General features: G+C 71.0%; 14 protein-coding genes and 1 pseudogene. 3 read left to right on the forward strand and 12 right to left on the reverse strand.

What is annotated here, in order from left to right:
• Positions 1-46: 46 nt before the first annotated feature.
• Entirely contained in the window at positions 47-454 is a 408-nt protein-coding gene (locus tag ACP4E5_RS31105) for a hypothetical protein (RefSeq protein WP_425834439.1), read from the forward strand.
• On the opposite strand, the gene ACP4E5_RS31110 is transcribed toward ACP4E5_RS31105, so the two are convergent.
• On the reverse strand, positions 439-1,116 hold the full coding sequence (locus ACP4E5_RS31110; protein WP_425834441.1) for an O-methyltransferase: 678 nt from the start codon (positions 1,114-1,116) through the stop codon (positions 439-441). The genes ACP4E5_RS31105 and ACP4E5_RS31110 overlap by 16 nt on opposite strands.
• A 100-nt stretch (positions 1,117-1,216) precedes the next feature.
• A complete protein-coding gene (locus ACP4E5_RS31115) occupies positions 1,217-2,602 on the reverse strand; it encodes an MFS transporter (RefSeq protein WP_425834443.1) in 1,386 nt (461 codons plus the stop codon).
• A 357-nt stretch (positions 2,603-2,959) separates the two neighbouring features.
• Between ACP4E5_RS31115 and ACP4E5_RS31120 the strand changes: the two are divergent.
• Positions 2,960-5,079: pseudogene (locus tag ACP4E5_RS31120) on the forward strand (bifunctional glycosyltransferase 87/phosphatase PAP2 family protein).
• Between the two features lie 62 nt (positions 5,080-5,141).
• Here ACP4E5_RS31120 and ACP4E5_RS31125 read toward each other — a convergent pair.
• Entirely contained in the window at positions 5,142-6,386 is a 1,245-nt protein-coding gene (locus tag ACP4E5_RS31125) for a cytochrome P450 (RefSeq protein ID WP_425834445.1), read from the reverse strand.
• A 261-nt stretch (positions 6,387-6,647) separates the two neighbouring features.
• Here ACP4E5_RS31125 and ACP4E5_RS31130 point away from each other — a divergent pair, with 261 nt between their 5' ends.
• Positions 6,648-7,817: a steroid 3-ketoacyl-CoA thiolase gene (locus tag ACP4E5_RS31130; RefSeq protein WP_425834447.1), complete on the forward strand. Its 1,170-nt coding sequence runs from the start codon at positions 6,648-6,650 to the stop codon at positions 7,815-7,817.
• Between the two features lie 167 nt (positions 7,818-7,984).
• On the opposite strand, the gene ACP4E5_RS31135 is transcribed toward ACP4E5_RS31130, so the two are convergent.
• From ACP4E5_RS31135 to ACP4E5_RS31175, 9 genes are all read right to left on the reverse strand, one after another.
• Positions 7,985-8,395 carry an aggregation-promoting factor C-terminal-like domain-containing protein gene (locus tag ACP4E5_RS31135; protein ID WP_425834449.1) on the reverse strand — a complete coding sequence of 137 codons (411 nt, stop codon included), beginning with the start codon at positions 8,393-8,395 and terminating at the stop codon, positions 7,985-7,987.
• A gap of 216 nt (positions 8,396-8,611) precedes the next feature.
• A complete protein-coding gene (locus tag ACP4E5_RS31140) occupies positions 8,612-9,466 on the reverse strand; it encodes an ECF transporter S component (RefSeq protein WP_425834451.1) in 855 nt (284 codons plus the stop codon).
• Positions 9,463-11,103: an ABC transporter ATP-binding protein gene (locus ACP4E5_RS31145; RefSeq protein ID WP_425834453.1), complete on the reverse strand. Its 1,641-nt coding sequence runs from the start codon at positions 11,101-11,103 to the stop codon at positions 9,463-9,465. The genes ACP4E5_RS31140 and ACP4E5_RS31145 overlap by 4 nt, the downstream gene beginning before the upstream one ends.
• Entirely contained in the window at positions 11,100-12,215 is a 1,116-nt protein-coding gene (locus ACP4E5_RS31150; RefSeq protein ID WP_425834455.1) for an energy-coupling factor transporter transmembrane component T, read from the reverse strand. The genes ACP4E5_RS31145 and ACP4E5_RS31150 overlap by 4 nt, the downstream gene beginning before the upstream one ends.
• 3 nt (positions 12,216-12,218) lie before the next feature.
• Positions 12,219-12,902 carry an SCO2322 family protein gene (locus ACP4E5_RS31155; protein WP_425834457.1) on the reverse strand — a complete coding sequence of 228 codons (684 nt, stop codon included), beginning with the start codon at positions 12,900-12,902 and terminating at the stop codon, positions 12,219-12,221.
• On the reverse strand, positions 12,899-14,125 hold the full coding sequence (locus tag ACP4E5_RS31160; RefSeq protein WP_425834459.1) for an SCO2321 family membrane protein: 1,227 nt from the start codon (positions 14,123-14,125) through the stop codon (positions 12,899-12,901). Before ACP4E5_RS31160 ends, ACP4E5_RS31155 begins: the two co-directional genes overlap by 4 nt.
• A gap of 186 nt (positions 14,126-14,311) precedes the next feature.
• On the reverse strand, positions 14,312-15,475 hold the full coding sequence (locus ACP4E5_RS31165) for a flotillin family protein (protein WP_425834461.1): 1,164 nt from the start codon (positions 15,473-15,475) through the stop codon (positions 14,312-14,314).
• Positions 15,476-15,489: 14 nt separating this feature from the next.
• Entirely contained in the window at positions 15,490-15,735 is a 246-nt protein-coding gene (locus ACP4E5_RS31170) for a hypothetical protein (protein ID WP_425834463.1), read from the reverse strand.
• Positions 15,736-15,955: 220 nt separating this feature from the next.
• Positions 15,956-17,032: a Strvi_7410 family MBL fold metallo-hydrolase gene (locus tag ACP4E5_RS31175; protein WP_425834465.1), complete on the reverse strand. Its 1,077-nt coding sequence runs from the start codon at positions 17,030-17,032 to the stop codon at positions 15,956-15,958.
• Between the last annotated feature and the right edge of the window lie 68 nt (positions 17,033-17,100).

Genomic DNA, 17,100 nt, shown 5'->3' on the forward strand with positions numbered 1-17,100 from the left:
CGCGTGGCGAAGGCAGGCCGGTGGTGGTGGCAGGAGGGGGAGCGCGGTGCTCGAACTGACCATGGCCACCATGGCCGGTGGCGACGCGGGGGCGACGGCCGCGATGGCCATGGCCGAGGCCCGGAGCGAGCCGGGAGCCGTGCTGCGGGTGGGCCGCGACGCGAGCGTGTGCCGGCTCGTCACCCCGGAGGACTGGCTGTTCGTGTCGCGGGTGCACCTGGAGTTCCGGTGCGGACCGGAGGGCGACTGGATCCTGTTCTGGCTGCGCGGCTCACAGGACGACCCCGCCTCCGAGGTACGGGTGCGGTTCGGGCCGCGGGAGCGGGGGCCGGGACAGCCCGTCGCGTACGGCGGGGTGGCGGCGCTGCCGCGCGGCTCCTCAGGTGAGGTGCTCGTGGCCGACCGGAGCGGGCCGCGCAGCGTGAACGTCGGCTTCTGTCACGAACTCACGTAGGCCAGCGCGAAGCCGTCGTGCCCCTTCGCGCCCACCGTCTGGATCGCCGTCGCGTCCAGCCTCGGGTGGTCCGCGAGGAGTTGGAGGGCGGCGCGGGTGCCGACGACGTCGCCATCCGTGGAGTCGGGGTCCGTCACCCGGCCGCCGCGCACCACGTTGTCGACGACGATCACGCTGCCCGGGTGCGTCATGCGCAGGGCCCACTCCAGGTAGTGCGGGTTGTTGGCCTTGTCCGCGTCGATGAAGACGAGGTCGAAGTCGCCGCCCTCCTCGGCGAGGCGCGGCAGCGAGTCGAGCGCCGCGCCGACCCGGACCTCGACCACCTTGTCCAGGCCCGCGCGGGCGATGTTGGCGCGGGCCACCTCCGCGTGCCGGGCGCTGTACTCCAGGGTGACAAGCGACCCGTCGGCGGGGAGTGCGCGGGCCAGCCAGATGGTGCTGTAGCCGCCGAGCGTGCCGATCTCCAGGATCCGGCGGGCGCCCTGGATGCGGGCGACGAGGTGGAGCAGTTTCCCGTTGGTGGCCGAGACGTTGATGCCGGGCAGGCCCGCCGCCTCGCTGTCGGAGAGGGCCGCGGCCAGGGCCTCGTCGGCGGGGGCGAGGAGGCCGCCGAGGTAGGCGTCGACGGCGGCCGGTTGACGTTCTTCGGAGTGAGTCGTCATGGCCGCCAGCGTAGGCGCCGGAACGCGAGCGGGGCCGGAGCGATACGCATCGCTCCGGCCCCGCTCACGTACGGGTGTCGCTACGTTCGGTGTCGCTACGTCACACCGCGGGCGGCGAACCCGGCAGCGGCTTGCCCGCCGACTCCTTCATGCGCCACACCGCGATACCGCCGATGACGGCTGCGGCCATCATGTAGTACGCCGGGATCATGAGGTTGCCCGTGGCCGCGATGAGGGAGGCCACGACCAGCGGCGTCGTACCACCGAAGATCGAGACGGACAGGTTGAAGCTGACGGCCAGGGAGCCGTAGCGGACCTTCGTGTCGAACAGGGCGGGCAGCGTCGAGGGCATCGACGAGGTGAACGAGACGAGCAGCAGGCCGAGCGCGGCCAGGCCGAGCGCGATCGCCCACGTGGAGCCCTGCTGGATCAGCAGGATGGCGGGGACGGACAGCGCGAGGAAGCCGGCGCAGCCGATGCCGATCACCCAGCGGTGGCCGAAGCGGTCGTTGGCGATACCCATCGGGAGCTGCACGACCATCATCAGCAGCATCACGCCGATCAGGATCAGAGTGCCGTGCGTGGCGTCGTAGCTCAGCTCCTCGCTCAGGAACGTCGGCATGTAGGAGAGCAGCATGTAGTCGGTCACGTTGAAGACCAGGACCAGCGCGATGCACAGGAACATCGGCTTCGCGTTGCCGACGAACATCTCCTTCAGCTTCGGCTTCGGGAAGGACTTCTCCTTCGCCTCGGCCTCGTCCGCCAGCTTCTTGAACGCCGGGGTCTCCTCGAGCTTCATCCGGACGTAGAGACCGACGAGGCCGATCGGGCCCGCGATCAGGAACGGGATGCGCCAGCCCCAGCTGTACAGGGCGTCGTCGGCCATCGTCGTCGTCAGCACCGTCGCGAGCGCGGCGCCGGCGACGTAACCGGCGTTCGTGCCGAGCTCCAGGAACGAGCCGAAGAAGCCGCGGCGCTTGTCCGGCGCGTACTCGGCGATGAACGTGCAGGCGCCGCCGTACTCACCGCCGGCCGAGAAGCCCTGCACCATGCGGGCCACGATCAGCAGCACCGGCGCCCAGACGCCGATGGAGGCGTGCGACGGGATCAGGCCGATCGCGAAGGTGCCCGCCGACATCATGATCATGGTGATGGCGAGGACGCGCTGCCGGCCGATGCGGTCGCCGAGCGGGCCGAAGAAGGCGCCGCCGAGCGGGCGTACGAGGAAGGCGGCGGCGAAGGTGCCGAGCGTGGACAGGACCTGTGCCGTGCTCGACGCCGACGGGAAGAAGACGTGCCCGAGCGTCGCGGTCAGGTAGCCGTAGACGCCGAAGTCGAACCACTCCATCGCGTTGCCGAGGGCTGCCGCCTTGACCGCGCGCTTGACCAGCGCGGGGTCGGTGGTGGTGGGCTCGGATGAGGTGCGGTCCTTCGCAGGAGCGGAGGACCGGACGGTACTGGGGGCGATGGAAGTGGCGCTGGACACGGGTCCTTCGCCTTCCTTTCGTGGGGGACAAGAGCAACGGCCGTTCACGCGGAACGGCCGACGGATCGACCATAGGGGCGCCCGCGCCGACAACGGGTAGTGTGCGGTTAACTCCACTCCGTGAGGAAACCCTCTCCGGCCTGGGGAAACGTCAAAGCCTTCACACGGTGCTGATGCAAATTCTTGTGATCTATGTCGCGGAACCGCACATGTGAAGGCCGGGACAAAGTGGCCGAAGACACTGCCTAACCGTCAAATTCCGGTGGACAGACAGGTGAAGGAGCGATTGCCTGCGTCTTACCGAATGTGCGGCGAATGTCGGTGAACCGGCCGAGTCGAGCGGGAGGTCCGAAAGGCGTGGCGAACGTGGAGCATGGAGGGGCGGCGCCGGGATCCACGGATCCGGTGACGGGGCGGCTCGGCGTGCTGCGCGTCGGCCTGTGGCTGATCGCGGCCGTGCTGGGCGCGCGTCAACTCGTGGCGGTGCTGAGCGCTCCTCCGGGTGAACGACTCACCGATCTGGAGACCTGGATCGGCCCCGACGGGGTGCTGCATGTCAGCGGCTCGCTGTACGACGCGCCCGACCGGTTCACCGGGCCGCCGTTCGCGGGGCTCGTCCTCAAGCCGCTCGCGCGCGCGGCCGAGCAGGCGCTCGGCTGGGGCTGGACGTTCGGCTCGCTGGCCCTCGTCGTCGCGCTCGGCGTGGTCGCCGCGCGCGCCCTGCCGCGGCCCGTGTCCCGGCGTACGGCGCAGTTCGCCGCGCCCGTCGCGATCAGCCTGCTGATGCTGTCGCTGCCGGTTCGCAACGCGTTCACGCTCGGCCAGACCAGCATCCTCCCGGTCCTGCTCGTGCTGCTCGGCTGCTTCGCGGTGCGCGGGCAGACGGCGTCGGGCGTCCTGATCGGCGTCGCCGCCGCGCTCCAGCCGACCGTGCTGCTGTTCGCACCGCTCCTCTGGTTCACCGACGCTCGCCGCGCGATGCCGGAGCCGGCACCCCGGTCGACCGGCTTGTCCGGCTGGGGGTCCGGGGGTTATCCCCGGGACAATGCAGTACGGGGCGCAGGAGGGCCGCCGCCACGACGGGGGCCGTCTTCGTCGCGGGCACGGGCGTCGCCTGGCTCGCGATGCCGCGGGACTCGTGGACGTACTGGGTGCACCACCTGGCGGGCACCGGCCTCGCCACCGATCCGGCCGCGACCGCCAACCAGTCACTGCACGGCATGCTGCTGCGCCTGGGTCTCAGCGGGCCGCTGGAGATCGCCCTCTTCCTGGCTCTCGGCGCCGCCGTGACCGTGCTCGGCCTGCGCCGCTCCATCGCGTACGCGCGCGACGGACAGCTCCTGCTCGCCGTCGCGGTCACCGGCTGTGTCGCGGTCGCCGTGTCCCCGACGACGTGGCAGCACCAGCTTCTATGGGTGCTGCTCGCGGTCGTCGGCAGGGTGGGGGCCAAGACCGCCGACCGCGCGGTGTGGCCGGTCGCCGTCGTGCTGGTGATGACGCTCCCGGCCGACGCGCTCCTGCCGAAGCTGCCGGTGCTCGCGCCGCTGCGGGACAACCTCGTCCTGGTCGCGGTGCTCGCCGCGGCCTGCGCCGTCCCCTTCCTGCGGCGCACGGATCCGGCCTTCGGGGCGGCGCGGCCCACCGTCTACCCGGAGCAGGCCCCCGCGCGCTGGGCGTGGGTGCCGCTGCTGCCGGTGTGGCGGCGTGCGCTCGCCCGCCCCAATCTGCTGCTCGAACTGCTCCTGATCCGCGTCGGATACTCCGCGTATCAGCAGGTCAGGATCGTCGCCGCGGGCGGCAGGCCACGCGCCGAGCAGCACGGGGCGCAGGTGCACGCGCTGGAGCGGTTCCTGCACATCGACATCGAGCACTGGGCGAACCATGCGGTCGTCCAGGTGGGATGGCTGCGCGATTTCTTCGACTTTTACTACACGTCCTTTCACTTTGTGGTGCCGCTGACGGTCCTCGCGGTCCTCTACGTGCGCCGCCCCGCGGACTACCGCTGGGCGCGCGCCTCCCTCGGTTTCGCGACGGTCCTGGCCCTCGTCGGCTTCTGGCTGTACCCGCTCGCGCCGCCGCGCCTGATGCCCACGCTGGGCTTCATCGACACGGTCCACGGCGTGCAGGACTTCTCCAAGCCGGACTACGGGACGCTCACCGCGGTCACCAACCAGTACGCGGCGATGCCCTCGCTGCACTTCGGCTGGTCCCTGTGGTGCGGCATCGTCATCGTCGTCCTCGCCCCGAAGTGGTGGATGAAGGCGCTCGGCCTCGTCCACCCCTTCTTCACGGTGTCCGCGATCGTGGCGACGGGGAACCACTGGGTGCTCGACGCGGTGGGGGGTGCGGTGGTCGTCGGTGTCGGGTTCGGCCTTACGTATGTGTTGTCGGGGCCGCGGGCCTCTGTGGCTGCGCCGGTGTCGCGGTCGCGGGGCTCTGCCCCGGACCCCGCTGCTCAATCGCCGCAGGGGCTTTAAAGGCCCACTCGTCAATCGCCCGAGGGACTTTAAAGGCCCACCCGTCAATCGCCCGAGGGACTTTAAGTGGTCGCCACCTGAAGTTCCTTGACGCCGTTCAGCCAGGCCGCGCGCAGTCGTCGGGGGTCGCCCGCGAGGCGCAGATCCGGTACCGCGTCCGCCAGCGCGTTGAAGATCAGGTCGATCTCCAGGATCGCCAGGGACTTGCCGAGGCAGAAGTGCGGACCGCCGCCGCCGAAGCCGAGGTGCGGATTCGGGTCGCGGGTGATGTCGAAGGTGTCGGGGTCCTCGAAGACCTCCGGGTCGTGATTGGCGGAGGAGTAGAAGAGACCGACCCGGTCGCCCGCCTTGATCTTCTGTCCGCCGAGTTCGGTGTCCTGCGTGGCGGTCCGCTGGAAGGAGACGACCGGGGTCGCCCAGCGCACGATCTCCTCGGCCGTGGTGCTCGGCCGCTCCCGCTTGTAGTGCTCCCACTGGTCGGGGTGGGTGAGGAAGGCGTGCATGCCGTGGGTGATCGCGTTGCGGGTCGTCTCGTTGCCGGCGACGGCGAGCAGGATCACGAAGAAGCCGAACTCGTCGGAGGACAGGTTGCCCTCGTTCTCGGCCGCGACCAGCTGGGTCACGATGTCCTTGGCCGGGCACTTCTTGCGGTCGGCCGCGAGGTTCATCGCGTAGCCGATGACCTGCATGGCGGCGTCGGCGCCTATCTCCTCGGTGATCGCGTACTCCGGGTCGTCGTACGCCACCATCTTGTTCGACCAGTCGAAGACCTTGGCGCGGTCCTTCTGCTCGATGCCGATGAGTTCGGCGATCGCCTGCAGCGGCAGCTCGACGGCGACATTCGTGACGAAGTCGAACGAGCCGTCGGGGCCCGCCTGTCGGACCGCTTCGGCCACGATGTTGTGGGCCCGACTCCGCAGCTTCTCCTCCAGGGAGCGGATGGCGCGCGGAGTGAATCCGCGCTGCACTATCCCGCGCACGCGGGTGTGCTCAGGAGGGTCCATGTTGAGCATGATCATCTTCTGGATGTCGATCTGGTCGCGCTGGATCGACTCGTTGAAGCGGATCACGGCTGTGTTGATGTTGGACGAGTAGATCTCCGGGTGCGTGGAGACGTATTTGACGTCCGCGTGTCGGGTCACGGCCCAGTAGCCGGAGTCGGCGAAGCCGGAGATGCCGGTCTCCTGCTGGATCCAGCGGACCGGTTCGGCCTGCCGGAGCTGGGCGAACTCCGGGTAGGGCACGCGGTTTTGGAGGAGGTCGGGGTCCGTGAAGTCGAACCCGTCGGGCAGCGCGGGGCACGGCATGGAGTCACTCCCGTGGTGGTCTGACGAACCGTCAGTTGTGGCTGTGAAGGTAATAACGGGTTCTAGAAGTAGCAAGGCCCGCGGTCGTATCCGTTCGGTGCGTTGTGCGTGCACGCCCCTTGCGTACCGGGGGTAAGGGACCCGAGACTGCAAGCAGAACTGGTACGCGTTCTAGTTTCGTGCCCGCGAGGTTCGAGAGGTTCGCGAGATCTGTCCAGTTCTGGTCGTGCTGGTCCGGGAATCCTGGAGAGGACGTAGGTCATGGCAGCCGAGCCCGTCATCGTCGAAGCCGTACGCACTCCGATCGGCAAGCGCGGCGGCGCGCTGGCCAATCTCCATCCCGCCTATCTACTGGGCGAGACATATCGCGAACTCCTCGGCCGCACCGGCATCCAGCCGGACTGCGTCGAGCAGATCGTCGGCGGCACGGTCACGCACGCGGGCGAGCAGTCCATGAATCCGGCGCGCACGGCGTGGCTGACGATGGGCCTGCCGTACGAGACGGCCGCGACGACGGTCGACTGCCAGTGCGGTTCGTCCCAGCAGGCCTCGCACATGACCGCGAACATGATCGCGGCGGGCGTCATCGACGTGGGCATCTCGTGCGGTGTCGAGGCGATGTCGCGGGTGCCGCTGGGCTCCGGGTCCAAGCACGGGCCGGGGAAGCCGTTCCCCGACGAGTGGAACGTGGACCTGCCCAATCAGTTCGAGGCGGCGGAACGCATCGCGCGCAAGCGGGAGTTGACCCGGGAGAACGTGGACGCGCTCGGTCTCATATCCCAGGAGCGGGCCGCGATCGCGTGGGCCGAGGAGCGCTTCAAGCGCGAGACGTTCGCCGTGCAGGTGCCCACCACGGAGGAGGAGCAAGCCGCGGGGCAGGGCATGTGGCGGCTCGTCGACCGTGACGAGGGGCTGCGTGACACGAGCATGGACGGCCTCGCGAAGCTCAAGCCGGTGATGCCGACGGCCGTGCACACGGCCGGCAACTCCTCGCAGATCTCCGACGGCGCCTCCGCCATCATGTGGGCGTCGAAGCGGATGGCGCGGGCGCTCAAGCTGAAGCCGAGGGCGCGGATCGTCGCGCAGGCGCTGGTCGGGGCGGATCCGCACTTCCACCTGGACGGGCCGATCGACGCGACGCGGGCGGTGCTCGGCAAGGCGGGGATGTCCCTGAAGGACATCGACATCGTCGAGATCAACGAGGCGTTCGCGTCAGTGGTGTTGAGCTGGGCGCAGGTCTTCGAGCAGGACCTGGAGAAGGTGAACGTGAACGGTGGCGCGATCGCGCTCGGGCATCCGGTGGGGGCGTCGGGGGCGAGGCTGATCGCGACGGCGCTTCATGAACTGGAGCGCAGGGACAAGGAGTTCGCGCTCATCACGATGTGCGCGGGCGGCGCGCTCTCGACAGCGACGATCATCCAGCGGCTGTAGCAACTCAAGCCCCCGCGGCGATTGAGCGGCGGGATCCGGGGCGGAGCCCCGAGACCCCAGCCCCGGTGCGGGTTGCGCTCCCGGGGCTCCGCCCCGGACCCCGCTCCTCAATCGCCGGAGGGGCTTTAAAAGCTCAATCGCCGGAGGGGCTTGAGGGGCGGAGCCGATCAATACCAGCCGTTGGACTGCCAGTGGCTCCACGCGCCGCAGGCGCTGCCGTAGCGGTCGTTCATGTACTTCACGCCCCACTCGATCTGCGTCTCCGGGTTCGACTTCCAGTCGGAGCCGGCCGACGCCATCTTGTTGGCGGGCAGCGCCTGGACGAGGCCGTAGGCGCCGGTGGAGGCGTTCGTCGCGTTCGGGTTCCAGCCGCTCTCGTGGGACACGATCTTGTCGAAGCAGCTGAACTGGGCCGAGTTCGAGATCTTCTGCTGGGCGATGGCCTTCGCCGAGCCCGACGTCGACGCGGCCTGGGCCGGAGCCGATGCGAAGAGGAAACCGGTCGTCGCGGCGGCGAGGGTGACGCCGGCGATGGCCTTCTTCGGAGTGGCGATGCGGCGCAGGAGCGTGGCGGTCAAAACGGAACCTTCCGTGGGAGGCAGGGGGTCGCAGGGCGTGGTGCCTTGCGGTGGCTCCACAGAAACAAAGACCGGCGGGTGAGGGCAATGTTGGCTTTTACTAAGGAAAGTCGGACTCTGTGCTCTATGGGCTAAATGTCCGTTGTGTGGTCAAGGGGAGGTACACGAAGGGACTACGGTCCCGCTTAGTACGTGACGTGGGTCATGTGGGGGGCTTCACGCCCGCGGGTCGTCGAATGTGACCTGGGTCTCGAACGCGGCCCGCCGCGTGGCCCGGCGCAGCGCCTTGAGGACGGCGCCGCCCGCGACCAGCGTCAGGACGACGGTGAGCGCGGCCCGCCCCAGGTCCCAGCCGAGCGAGGTGGCCGCGCAGTAGGCGAGGAAGCGGGCCAGGTTCTCGTGCAGCGCGGCGTCCGGCTGGTACGCCACGGAGGAGGCCAGCGCGTTCATGAACGGCCAGCCCGCGAGATTCATGATCGTCCCGTACGCGAACGCGGCGACGAAGCCGTAGGCGGCGAGCATGACGCGCTCGGCGCGGCCCCGCAGCCCCCACGCGCCCGGCAGCAGCCCCGCGCCCATCGTGAACCAGCCCATCGACAGCATCTGGAACGGCATCCAGGGGCCCACGCCCCCGGTCAGCAGGGCCGAGGTGAACATGCTGAGCGACCCCAGGACGAAGCCGAAGCCGGGACCGAGGACCCGGCCGCTCAGGACCATCAGGAAGAACATCGGCTCCAGGCCGGCCGTCCCCGCGCCGATGGGGCGCAGGGCCGCCCCCGCGGCGGCCAGCACACCGAGCATCGCCACCGCCTTCGGGCCCATGCCGGACTCCGAGATCGTGGCCGCGACCACGGCGACCAGCAGCACGAGCAGCGCCGCGAACAGCCACGGCGCGTCCTGCGCGTGCGCGTTCACCTCGGACCCGGGCCCGGTGATCAGCGGCCAGCCGATGCCGACCACGCCCACGGCGCTGACCAGGAGCAGCGCCGTGATGGAGCGGGGGCCGAGGCGTACGGGGTTCGCGCGGCCCGCGGTCGGCGACGGCGTCCGAGGTAGAGAAGGTCCCGTCATGCCAGGGCCTTCTCTACCTCGGACACCGTGAGCCAGCGCTGCGGCGCCAGGATCTTCGCGACCTGCGGGGCGAACGACGGGGACGACGTGACGATGTCGGGGGTGGGGCCGTCCGCCACGATCTCGCCGTCCGCGAGGATCGCCACCCGGTGGGTCAGCTCCGCCGCCAGTTCCACGTCGTGCGTCGCCATGACGATGGCGTGGCCCTCGGCCGCGAGGTTCCGCAGGATCGCGACGAGGCGGGACTTGGCCGCGTAGTCGAGGCCGCGGGTCGGCTCGTCGAGGAGGAGCAGCGGCGGGGCCGCGGTCAGCACGATGGCGAGCGCGAGCGTGAGGCGCTGGCCCTCGGAGAGGTCGCGGGGGTGGGTGTCGTCGGCGATTCCCGGGAGGAGGTCGGTGAGGAGGGCGCGGCAGGTGCCGGGGGCGGCGGCCGCGTCCCTGTCGGCCGACGCGCACTCCGCCGCGACCGTGTCCGCGCAGAGCAGGTCGCGGGGTTCCTGGGGGACGAGGCCGACCTTGCGGATGAGGTCGCGGGGTTTGGTCCTGGTCGGCACGGTGCCGCTGACGGTGGCCGTGCCGGTGGTCGGTTTGATCAGGCCGACCAGGGTCGAGAGCAACGTCGATTTGCCGGCGCCGTTGCGGCCCATCAGGGCGAGTACCTCGCCGGTGGTGACCGTGAGGTCGATGTGGCGGAGGGCTTCGATGCGGCCTCTGCGTATGCCCAGGTTTTTCGTTGCGGCCAACGTGGTTGCGCTCGCGGGGCTCTGCCCCGGACCCCGCTGCTCAATCGCCGCAGGGGCTCTATTCGGCTGGGCCCGGCCCTGTCGGAGGCGTTCCTTGAGGGGGCCCGCCGCGCGCCGTGCATTGCGCACCGTCAGTGGCAATGGGGCCCAGCCCGCCAGTCGGCCCAGGCCCACCACCGGGGGATACACCGGGGACACCGCCATGACCTCCGCCGGGGTGCCCACCAGCAATGGCTCGCCCGGACCCGCCAGCAGCGCCACCTGATCCGCGTACTGGATGACCCGCTCCAAGCGGTGCTCGGCCATCAGGACCGTGGTGCCCAGGTCGTGGACCAGGCGTTGCAGGACCGAGAGGACCTCTTCCGCTGCCGCCGGGTCGAGGGCCGACGTCGGCTCGTCGAGGACGAGGACCTGGGGGTGCGGGGTGAGGACGGAGCCGATCGCGACGCGCTGCTGCTGGCCGCCGGAGAGCGTGGAGATGGGGCGGTCGCGCAGGTCGGCGAGGCCGAGGAGGTCGAGGGTCTCCTCCACGCGGCGGCGCATGACCGGTGGCGTCAGGCCCAACGATTCCATGCCGTAGGCGAGTTCGTCCTCCACCGTGTCCGTCACGAAGTGCGCGAGCGGGTCCTGGCCCACCGTGCCGACGACGTCGGCGAGTTCGCGCGGCTTGTGCGTACGGGTGTCACGCCCGGCCACCGTGACCCGGCCGGCAAGCCGGCCCCCCGTGAAGTGCGGCACGAGCCCGCTCACCGCGCCGAGGAGGGTCGACTTGCCGACTCCGGACGGGCCGGCGAGGAGCATCAACTCGCCCTCCGGGACGTGGAGTTCGATGCCCTGGACGGTGGGGCGGGGCGCGTCGTCATACGTCACGGAGACGTTCTCGAAGCGGATCATGGCGACGCCTCCGTCGGCTTGTCGGGAACGGGTGCGAGGAAGGCCGGGAGCAGGCCGAGCAGGATGCCCGCCGCCGGCCACAGCGGCAGTTCCGGCGCCGCGAGCGGTACCACCGGCGGCTGGAGGGCCGCCGGGTCCCGGGCGCCGCTCCAGATCATCACCGCGGCGGCCGTCGCCCCGGACGCCGCGACCAGCCAGGCCCGCACCCCCCACACATCGGGCCGGTAGCGGGTCCTGACCGTGCGCCGGCCGCCGAGCCACAGCCCGCCGAGCGCGGCGGCGACCCCGGCGAGCAGCACCGGGAGCCCGTACCCGGCCCCGGACGCCGCGAGCAGCCCGTACGTTCCCGCGCACACCCCGATCAGGCCGCCCAGCGTGAGCGCGGCCGTGGCCCGGCGGACGGCGGGCGGTACGTCGGCGGTGCGGCCGTAGCCACGCGCGTCCATGGCCGCTGCGAGCGCCACCGAGCGCTCCAACGCGCCCTCCAGGACCGGGAGTCCGACCTGGACCAGTCCGCGCAGGCCGCTGTCCGGGCGACCGCGCAGGCGTCGCGCGGCCCGGAGCCTGCGGACGTCCGCGACCAGGTTCGGGGCGAACGTCATCGCCACGACGACCGCGACCCCGGCCTCGTACAGCGCGCCCGGCAGCGACTTGAGCAGCCGGGACGGGGAGGCGAGCGCGTTCGCGGCGCCCACGCAGATGAGGAGGGTGGCCAGCTTCAGGCCGTCGTAGAGCGCGAAGATCAGGCCCTCCAGCGTCACCGGGCCGCCGATCCGCACCCCCTGCGCCCAGTCCGGCAGCGGCAGTTCGGGCAGCGTGAACAGCAGGTGCGTGCCCGGGATCGCCGAGCCGAGCAGCGTCGCGAAGACCAGGCGGATGCCGAGGACCGCGAGGGCCAGCTTCACGAAGGCGCCGTACGAACGTGCCCACGGCGCCTCGGTGCGGCGCGCCGCCACCACGTACCCGGCGACGCCGATCAGCAGCGCGAGCAGCAGCGGGTTCGTGGTGCGGGACGCGGCCGTGCCGAGGCCGAGCGCCCAGATCCACCAGGCTCCCGGATGAAGGGAGTTGGAGCGGTGGGCCCGGGGGGCGCGGAACCGGGTGGCGGCCATGCGTCAGCCGCGGCGGCGCCGGGCCCGCACGCCCGCCGCGACACCGAGCACGACGACCACGGCGATGCCCGCGATGAGACCGACGGAGGGGCCGCCGCCGTCGTCGTGCGACTGAGTGGCGGAGTCCTTCGCGGAGGTGGACCGCGGCGACGCCTCGGTGGGCTTGGCGGCGACCTGCTCGCCGCAGCCCGACTTCGGGTATCCGGAGATCGCGCACAGCATCGCGCTGCTGTCGTAGCGCAGCGGCTTCGCGACGGCGGCGAGCGCGTCGGCGCTCGTCGCGTCCTCGGCGACCTGCGCGCACGCGGTGCGCGGCTTCGGCGGCGTCTCGCCGGCCGGGGCGTCGACCGACGTCCCGGCGTCGATGACGAGCGCGATCCGCTTCTTGCCGTCCATGGCGGGCGTATCGGCGCAGATGTCGCTGAAGGAGGCCGAGCCGCGCGGCTGCTTCGCGTCCTTCGAGTCCTCGCTCACCGCGAACCGGAAGCCCTGCACGTCCCCGTCCGACGGCTTGGTCTGCGAGGGCCCCGACGTCGCGTACGTCCATGCCTTCTGGGCGCCGTCCCGCTCCCAGAACGACCAGTACCGGTACCCGGCCGCCTGCGCGGGGGCGACGGTCATGGCGAGGAGCGCGACGAGCAGCCCGAGGAAAAGGGCGCCGAGCCCGGCAGACCTGCGCGCGGTCACGGCTGCTTCTTCTTGCGGCCGCTGAGCAGGAAACCGGCGCCGACGGCCGCGATGAACATCACGCCGATGATCCACCAGTTGGCGCCGCTGCCGCCGTCGTCCTTCTTCTCGTCCGAGTCCGACGCGGACGACTTGGTCGAGGCGGGCTCGGGGCCCGTCTTGTTGAGGGCGCTCACCAGGTCCGTACCGCCGAAGTCACGCGGGTCGTTGCCGGTGGCGTGCGCGGCGAAGATCAGCTCGGCGTAGGCGGCGGGTCCGGTCTGCGCGGCCCAGCCCTTCGCGTTCTTCTCCAGCCAGGTGTACGGGTCCTTCGTGGCCTTGATGCCCTCGGCCGCGGCGACGGCGGTGACCGCGTCGGCGGTGTTGCCGTAGTCGGGCTGATCGGTGGCGCCGGCCAGCTGGGACTTCAGGTAGAGGTGGGTGTCGAGCTGGTTCTGGAGGTAGACGGCGCCGTTGTGCGCGACCGCCTCCGGGCTCTTTCCGTCCTCGCAGGTGTACGCGTCCGGGGCCTTGCCCTTGCCGGGCGCGAAGCCGGTGCCGAGGGCGCCGAGCACGCCCGCGGCGGTGGCGTCGGCGTTCGCGGCGAGCTCGCCCTTCTTGTCGGGCTGGTAGGCGAGCGCGCCGCCGTCCTTGCCCTCGGCGCAGGGGAGGGCGAGGGAGGCGAGGGCGTCGGTGCCGGTCTTACCCTTGTCCGACTTCACGTCGGACGGCTTCTCGCCCGCCGCGGCGAGCGCGCCGATGACGACGGACGTGGAGTTCGCGTCGCTGTCCATGCCGCGGCTGTAGCCCCAGCCGCCGTCGGCGTTCTGGCTCTTCTTCAGCCAGTCGACGCCCTTGGCGACCTCGCCGTCGCGTCCGCCGACCGCGGCGAGCGCCTGGACGGCGGCCGCGGTGGCGTTGCTGTCGATCTTCGTCTTGCTGTCGCAGGCCTTGGTGGGCTCGGCGCGGTAGGCGGCGAAGCCGCCGTTCTCGCACTGCTGGCCGGCCAGCCAGTCGACGGCCTTCGCGGCGGGCTCGACGCCCACGGTGTCCTGCGCGACGAGCGCGAGGGACTGGCGCCAGACTCCGTCGTACGTGGGGTCGCCCTTGCCGTAGAGGCCGGAGGGGACGACGAGCTTCGGCTTCGGCGAGGGGGAGGCGCTGTCCGCGACAGCGGTGTGCGCGCCCGCGGCGCCGATCGCGACGGTCGCGGCGACGAGCGCGGCGCTGCGGCGAATGTTCATGGTGGGGCGGATGCCTCTCCCTGCGGGGAGCGGCTCCGGCTCCGCGTACGTTCTGACGACGTCTTTACTGTACCCGGCGCCGGTATTGCGGCCGCGGGGCGCTGCCCCGGACCCCGCTGCTCAATCGCCGCAGGGGCTTGATCGCCGGCGATTGAGGCGCGGGGTCCGGGGCAGCGCCCCGAGACGTCAGCGGACGTCCACCGGGCCGTCGTCGTTGCGGCGCGGAGCGCCCACGTAGGGCTCGACCGCCGAGCCGAATCCGTCCGCCCCGCCACCGGAGAGGTTCTTCCGCACCGAGTCCAGGATCGTGAGGCCCTGGCCGACCAGGCCCGCCGCGATCTCACCCAGGCCGTCCGCGCCGTTCAGGACGTTGACGTTCGCGCCGGCGAGGCCCGCCGAGGCCTCCTTCACGATCTGCGGGAGCTGGTCGATGAGCATGCGGTCGAGGGCGACCCGGTCGTACGACGCCGCCGCCTCCGCCTGGATCTTCATCCGCTCGGCCTCGGCGAGGGCGAGGACGCGGATGCGCTCCGCGTCGGCCTGGGCCGGCTTGACGATCTCCGACACCAGCTGCTTCTCCCGCAACTCGGCCTGCCTCATGGCCAGTTCGGTCTGCGCCGCGAGGACCTCCTGCTGGGCGTGCGCGAGCGCCAGCGGGCCCGCCTGTTCGGCCTGCGCCTTGGCCCGGTCGACCTCGGCGTTGTACTCGGCCTGCACGACCGCGGTCTCCCGCGCGTACTCGGCCTGCTTGCGCGTCGCCGCCTGCTGCGCCTCCGCGGAGGCCTGGGTGGCCTGCGCCTGCGCGATCTGCGCCTGCCGTTGGATGGCCGCCTTGTGGGGCTGCGACATGGCCTCGATGTAGCCGGTCTGACCGTCGTCGATGGACTGGATCTGGAGCGAGTCGACGTGCAGGCCGATCTTCGCCATCTCGGCCTTCGACGTGTCGAGGACCTCCGTGGCGAGCTTCTGCCGCTCGGTCACGATCTCCTCGACCGTCATCGAGCCGATGATCGAGCGCAGGTGACCGGCGAAGATCCGGCCGGTCAGGACCGACATCTGGTCCTGGTCGGAGAGGAAACGCTGGCCGGCGTTGACGATCGACTCGTTGTCGTTGCCGACCTTGAAGGCGATCACCGCGCGCACGGTCAGGGCGATGCCCTGCTTGGTCACGCACTTCTCGACGACCTCCGCCTCGCTCATCGCGAGCGACAGGAAGCGGGTCTTGCGGAACACGGGGAGCACGAACTTCCCGTGCCCGGTGACGACGCGGAACGGCGCTCCCCCAAGTCCCCGCCTGCCGCCCGAGATCAGCATCGCCTCGTCGGGCGCGGGAACGCGATATCCGAACATGCCTGTACGTCTCCTTAGCGGGCGTCGCCCACGCCACCGGAGAGAAGAGGATCGGACCAGGCCATGACCACGACCTGCCGGCATCCGCGGGATTCGATCACGAGCACGGTGGCGCCCCGCTCCAGGGGGTCGTCCGAGTACGCGAGAAAGGTCTCGGTACCGCCCCTGACCTGCACCAACACCTCACCCGGACCATCGGCCCCACGTGTGCCGACGACCAGCTTCCCCGTTCGGCCGACCACTGCCTCGTCCGGCGTCATCGGCGGGCGCCCCCTTGTTGCTCCAGCTCGTGCGAGCTCTTGGGGGCCGAAGATACGCCTCTGCGGGCGCCCCTTCCATCAGGGCGCGGCAAAGATCCTCCCGGGGCGGGTTCTTGTTTCGCCGTGCCGGTGTTGCGGTCGCGGGGCGCTGCCCCGGACCCCGCTGCTCAATCGCCGCAGGGGCTTGAAATGCTCAAGCGCCACTCGGGCTTGAAATGTCTCAGTCGGCAGCTACGTACGTCACTGGATCGCTGCCCGAAACCTGCTCCACCCGGCCCGACTTCTGCAGGCGCCGCAGGTGGGCCTCCGCCTCCGAGACCGCGATGGTCCGTGATCCGTAGGGGATTTGGGCCCAGGGGCGGTTCCACTCCATGCGTTCGGCGAGCTGCCACGGGGTGAGGGGGGAGGCGAGGAGGGTGAGCAGGCCGGTCAGGCGTTCCTCGTGGTGGTCCAGCAACTCGGCTACGCGCGCCGGGGCGTCGGTGAACGTGTGCTGGTGTGCCGGGAGGACCTCCGCCGGGTCGAGCCGCCCCACCCGTTCCAGCGAGTCGAGGTAGTCGCCGAGCGGGTCCGTGACGGTGGCGTCGTCCGGGTCCTCGTACAGGCCGATGTGCGGGGTGATGCCGGGCAGCATGTGGTCGCCGGAGAAGAGGCGGCCGTTGCCCGCCAGGCCCGACGGGTGTTCCTCCTCCATGTGCAGGCACACGTGACCCGGGGTGTGGCCCGGCGTCCAGATCGCGCGCAGCCTGCGGCCCGGCAGATCGAGGAGGTCGCCGGGGGTGATGGTGCGGTCCGGCAACGCGGGGGCGAAGCCCGGCAGTTCGCGCTGCTTCCCGGAGTCGCGGGCCGCGAGCAGCGGGGCGATGTGCTCCTCGGGCGCGCCCGCCGCGACCAGCTTCGCCACCATGAACGCGTACCAGCGCGCCGGCTTGTTCTCCCGGGTGCGCCGGACCACCGCCACGTCCGCCTCGTGCATCGCGATCCAGGCCCCGGACGCCTCCCGCACCTTCGCCGACAGGCCGTGGTGGTCCGGGTGGTGATGGGTGATCAGCACGCCGGTGAGGTCGTTGACGCCGGTGCCGCAGGCCGTGAGGCCGCTCGTCAGCGCGTCCCAGGACGTCGGGTCGTCCCAGCCCGTGTCGATGAGGACGGGGCCCGCGTCGGTGTCGACCAGGTAGACGAGGGTGTAGCCGAGCGGATTGTCGGGGATCGGCACGCGAATGCTCTGCACGCCGCCGCCGTGGTCGGTCACCCGCGGAGTCTCCGCGGGCCCTGTCGCCTCTGTCGCCTCTGCCATCGGTCGCCCTCCGCCGCTCCAGCCCGAACTGCCGCCACTGTACGGGAACTTGTAGAACTCGTTTCAAT

Origin of the sequence: Streptomyces fractus (assembly GCF_049844455.1) — a bacterium.
GTDB classification, from domain to species: Bacteria; Actinomycetota; Actinomycetes; order Streptomycetales; family Streptomycetaceae; genus Streptomyces; species Streptomyces fractus.